Below are 2,609 nucleotides of genomic sequence, written 5' to 3'. Positions count from 1 at the left end.
GTACGCATACGACGAAGGCCGCCTGATTGACGCATGCGCGCGGGCACAGCGAGCTCTATGGTCGGTTAGGTGAAGGTCAGGCGGCCTGCTGACCGGCGGACTTGTCGGTTTGGCCCAGGAGCTTCCATTCCCAGGGCAGCAGTTCGTGCAGGCGCGACGCGCGAAGATCGGCGATACGGGCGAGGATGTCGGCGAGCCAGGCCTTGGGATCGACGTCGTTGAGACGACAGGTCGTGATCATTGTCAGCATGATGGCGGCACGGTCGGCACCATGCTGGCTGCCGGCGAAGGTCCAGTTGCGCCTTCCCAAGGCGATGCCTCTCAATGCGCGCTCAGCACAATTGTTGGTCAGGCAGATCCTGCCATCGTCGAGGAAGCGGCCGAAGTCGTCCCAGCGCCTGAGCATGTAGTTCATGGGCTTCAGGACCTCGGAGGAGCGCGAGAGGGTTTCTCGCTCTCGGAGCAGCCAGGCGTGCATGTCGTCGAGCAGCGGCTTGCTTTTCTCCTGGCGCACGGCTCGCCGCTCGTCGGTGCTGCGGCCGTTGATGGCGCGTTCGATCTCGAACAACGTGTCAAGGCGTCTGACCGCCTCCAGCGCGATCGGAGAGACTGGTTTGCCCTTGCGGCCTTCCCGGGCGGTTTTCTCGATGTCAGCCAACTCGAAGAAGCCCCGCCGCGCATGGGCGAAGCAGAATGCCGGCGTGATCGGTAGCACCTTCCTCTTCGGGTCGAACAGGGGTTCGAAGCCGCTGTAGCAGTCCGCCTGCAGGATACCGGTGAAGGTGGCCAGATGCTTCTGTGGATGCGCGCCGCGACGGTCGCCCGAAGCGTAGTAAACCGCCGCCGGCGGCGCAGGCCCGGCGAACGGCTGGTCATCCCGCACATAAGTCCAGATCCGCCCAGTCGTGCACTTGCCCTTCGCCAGGATGCGGATGGTGGTGTCATCGCCATGAAGGCGCTCGGCCGCGAGCACATGGCGTTCGATCAAGTGGAAGAGGGGCATGACGGCGAAGGTCCCGTGCCCGACCTGGTCGGCCAGCGTCGACAACGGCAGGTCGATCCCCTCGGCCTTGAAGCGCGCACTCTGGCGGTTGAGCGGGATATGCATGCCGAACTTGTCGAACAGGATCGTCGCCAGCAATTGTGGGCCGATGAACCCGCGCGGTGTGGCATGGAACGGCGCGGGCGGCTGGCTGATCTTCTCGCAATCGCGGCAGGTGAACTTCTCGCGTACCGTCTCGATCAGCTTGAAGCGGCGCGGGATCTCCTCCAGCGTCTTGGTCACATCCTCACCGATCTTCGCCAGCCGCGATCCACCGCAGCAGGCACAGGTCGTTGGAGCCTCAATGACGACGCGCTCGCGTTCGATGTCATCCGGCCATGGCTTGCGCATCGGTCTCTTGCGCATGAAGGGGCGGACGTTCTGCGTCTTCGCCGCTGCGGCCTGCGCGGCAAGCTCATCCTCGCTCGCTGTGGTGACGAGTTCTTCGAGCTCCAACTCCAGCTGTTCGAGCAGCCGTGCCGAGCGCTCGGAGCGCTGCCCGTACAGTTCGCGTTTGAGCTTCTCGATCCGCAGCTCGAGATGCGCGATCAGTGCCTCGTTGTCCGACAGCTCCGCCTGCGCACTGGCAGCCACCGCCTCGGCTCGCAGCCGCGCCTCACGCTCGCCCTGCAGCGCCGCCAGGGCACTCGCAAGGTCCGATGGAAGATCGTCCGGCTTCGGTATCATGAAGCCATTGAATCAGATCAAGCAGCAGATTCAAACCGTAAAAGCGGCTATCCGACCCGCGTCGGCCGATGGGTTTCTTGAGGGTTGCGCCAATCGATCCCGGACAGCAGATAGCTCAACTGCGCCGGCGAGATCGTTACCGATTCACCGGCAACCGATGGCCAGATGAACTTTCCTCTCTCGAGTCTTTTTGTGAACAAGCAGGCTCCCTGGCCATCGTGCCAGATCGCCTTCACAAGATCGCTGCGGCGACCGCGGAAGACGAACAGATGACCGCTGAGCGGGTCTTTGTGCAGCACCTCCTGCACTTGGAGCGCCAGCGACGGAAAGCCTCTGCGCATATCCGTGTAGCCTGTCGCGAGCCACACTCGCACATTCCCCGGTATAGCAATCATCGGCGTCCAAGCACATCGAGGACCCGCGCCAGCGCGTCCGGATCGACGTGCGCATCCACCCGGATGCACCGTCGGTTGCCAAGATCGATCTCTATCAATCCAGTACGCGCGGCTGCCGCGGAGCGAACTCGGCCATCAACCGTAGGCAAAAGCTTCGGAGCTTCCTCAGCCGAGGCCGCTACGGCGGCGATCTGCACCGGCGTAAAAGATGGTATAACTTGTTCCGATGTTCGTGCTTGTCGACGCCAGGTAAACACCAGGCTGGCCGCTACTCCGTTGCGACGGGCAACCTCAGTCACCTTCGCGCCCGGCGCCAACGTCTCCTCGACAATCCGTGCCTTGTCGTCCTGCGACCAGCGCCGCCGCCGCTCCAGCCCGCCCAAAACCTCGACCCGCATCGCCTGATGACCTTAAAGCTCGACTTAAGGTCACACGCTTCGCGAATTACCATCCGTCACGCAAGACGGCCCCCGTCGGATGCGTAC

The 2,609-nt window shown here is 63.3% G+C and carries 3 protein-coding genes; all 3 read right to left on the bottom strand.

What is annotated here, in order from left to right; genetic code table 11:
• Positions 1-76: 76 nt before the first annotated feature.
• The 3 genes from IVB47_RS03515 to IVB47_RS03505 are packed head-to-tail and all read right to left on the bottom strand — an operon-like array spanning position 77 to position 2,522.
• Positions 77-1,729: an IS66 family transposase gene (locus IVB47_RS03515; RefSeq protein WP_247459857.1), complete on the bottom strand. Its 1,653-nt coding sequence runs from the start codon at positions 1,727-1,729 to the stop codon at positions 77-79.
• Positions 1,730-1,776: 47 nt separating this feature from the next.
• Positions 1,777-2,124: an IS66 family insertion sequence element accessory protein TnpB gene (gene tnpB / locus IVB47_RS03510; RefSeq protein WP_028340773.1), complete on the bottom strand. Its 348-nt coding sequence runs from the start codon at positions 2,122-2,124 to the stop codon at positions 1,777-1,779.
• Complete coding sequence (locus tag IVB47_RS03505; protein ID WP_247442931.1) at positions 2,121-2,522, bottom strand: transposase; 402 nt, start codon at positions 2,520-2,522, stop codon at positions 2,121-2,123. The genes tnpB and IVB47_RS03505 overlap by 4 nt, the downstream gene beginning before the upstream one ends.
• Positions 2,523-2,609: the final 87 nt, after the last annotated feature.

This window comes from Bradyrhizobium sp. 62, assembly GCF_023073035.1.
GTDB lineage: Bacteria > Pseudomonadota > Alphaproteobacteria > Rhizobiales > Xanthobacteraceae > Bradyrhizobium.
The sequence above is the reverse complement of the archived record's forward strand: the minus strand, read 5'-3'. Positions and strand labels throughout refer to the sequence as shown.